Here is a 1,552-nt window from a genome sequence, read left to right as displayed (position 1 = left end):
CCGCGCGGGCGCCCCCCCCCCCCCCCCCCCCCCCCCCCCCCCCCCCCCCCCCCCCCCCCGGCCCGGATGTGAGCTTCGTTCCGTTCCTCGCACCTTTCGGTGCTGACTGTCGTCAGACGACCGCCGTTGCTGTTGGGTGTCGTCGCAGGAGTTTGTCCGCCACTGCAAGGAGGATCCGGCGTTGACCGAGAAGGTTGGTTCCGAGTGGGGCCCGCTCGCGGCTCTGGCCGGCGAGTGGGAAGGCGCCCAGGGCATCGACATCGCCTTCGGTAACGTCGAAGGCTCGATGATCACCACTCCCTACCGGGAGAAGATCAGCCTCAAGCCGTTCGGGCCCGTCGACAACGGCTCCCAGCACCTGTGGGGCCTGGACTACCGGATGGCCGCCTGGCGCACCGAGGTCAAGGAGGAGAACCCGTTCCACACCGAGGTCGGCTACTGGCTGTGGGACGCCGAGCTGGGCCACGTGATGCGCTCGTTCATGGTGCCGCGCGGGCAGACCCTCATCGCCGGCGGCGAGACCACCGTTGACGCGACCAGCTACACCATGCGCGCCGAGCTGGGCTCCACCACCTACGGCATCCTGTCCAACCCCTACCTGGCGAAGGCGGCGAACACCACCCTGTACGAGGTGGCGATCACGGTCTACCCCGATGGCAGCTGGGGCTACGACGAGAAGACCGTCATCACCCACGGCCGCGTCCCGGCCGAGCCGGTCATCCACACCGACCGCAACGTCCTGCGCCGCGTAGCCGACGCCTGACCCGACCGGGTCTGACCCGACCGGGTCTGAGCTGACCGGCTCCGACCCGACTGGGTCTGAGCCGACTGGGCCTGAGCCGACCGGACCGGACCTGACCGGACCGGACCTGACCGGACCGGACCGGACCGGACCTGACCGGACCGGACCTGACCGGACCGGACCTGACCGGACCTGACCGGACATGACCGGAGCTGACCGGACCTGACCTGACCTGAGCTGACCGGACCCGATCGGACCGGATCCGATCGGATCTGACCCGACTGGGCCTGGCCCGCCACGCCCCGGCCGCCCGACCCCTGGCGACCGGGGCGTCGCCAGGTCCGGCCGGGCTGGGCCGTGGGATCATGCGGTGTGCCAACCGATCTGGTCGGGTCCCAGGCGCGGCAGGACAGCCCGCGGGACGGTCAGGCGTTGTTCGAGCGGATGTGGCGCGCCGGCGTCCCGGACCCGCCGCGCTGGGTGCCTCCGGTGCCCGAGGCCGCCATGCTGGCCTGGCTGCGGCGGCTGCTCGGGGAGCAGTTGCACACCGGGGACGGCGAACGCGCACTCGCCGGCTGGCTCGGCGCCGATCTGTTCGGCCTGCGCCGGCTGCCCCCGGCCCCCGGCTTCCTCGATGGCGTCGACGTCGCCCGGCTGCGCCCGGAGCACGTCGGCCCGCTGCTGCGTCGCCTCAGTCTCACCCGGCCGGCGCCTCGTCCCGAGGAGCTGACGCCGGCGGCCCTGGACGCCGACCACGCCGCGGTGTTCCGCCACCCCCGTTCGCCGGGGGCACGCAGGTGGGCGCCGACC

At 72.9% G+C, this 1,552-nt stretch carries 2 protein-coding genes; both read left to right on the top strand.

The window, feature by feature from the left end:
• Window positions 1-181 precede the first annotated feature (181 nt).
• Window positions 182-763, top strand: coding sequence for a heme-binding beta-barrel domain-containing protein (locus MXD58_RS27300; protein WP_248837638.1), 582 nt, complete (start codon window positions 182-184; stop codon window positions 761-763).
• Between the two features lie 351 nt (window positions 764-1,114).
• Window positions 1,115-1,552 (top strand): hypothetical protein (locus tag MXD58_RS27295; RefSeq protein ID WP_250610864.1); only part of this gene is annotated, 438 nt, incomplete at its 3' end.

It is taken from the genome of Frankia sp. AgKG'84/4, from assembly GCF_023242965.2.
Classification (GTDB): Bacteria; Actinomycetota; Actinomycetes; order Frankiales; family Frankiaceae; genus Frankia.
This window is presented reverse-complemented; position numbering and strand designations above follow the sequence as displayed.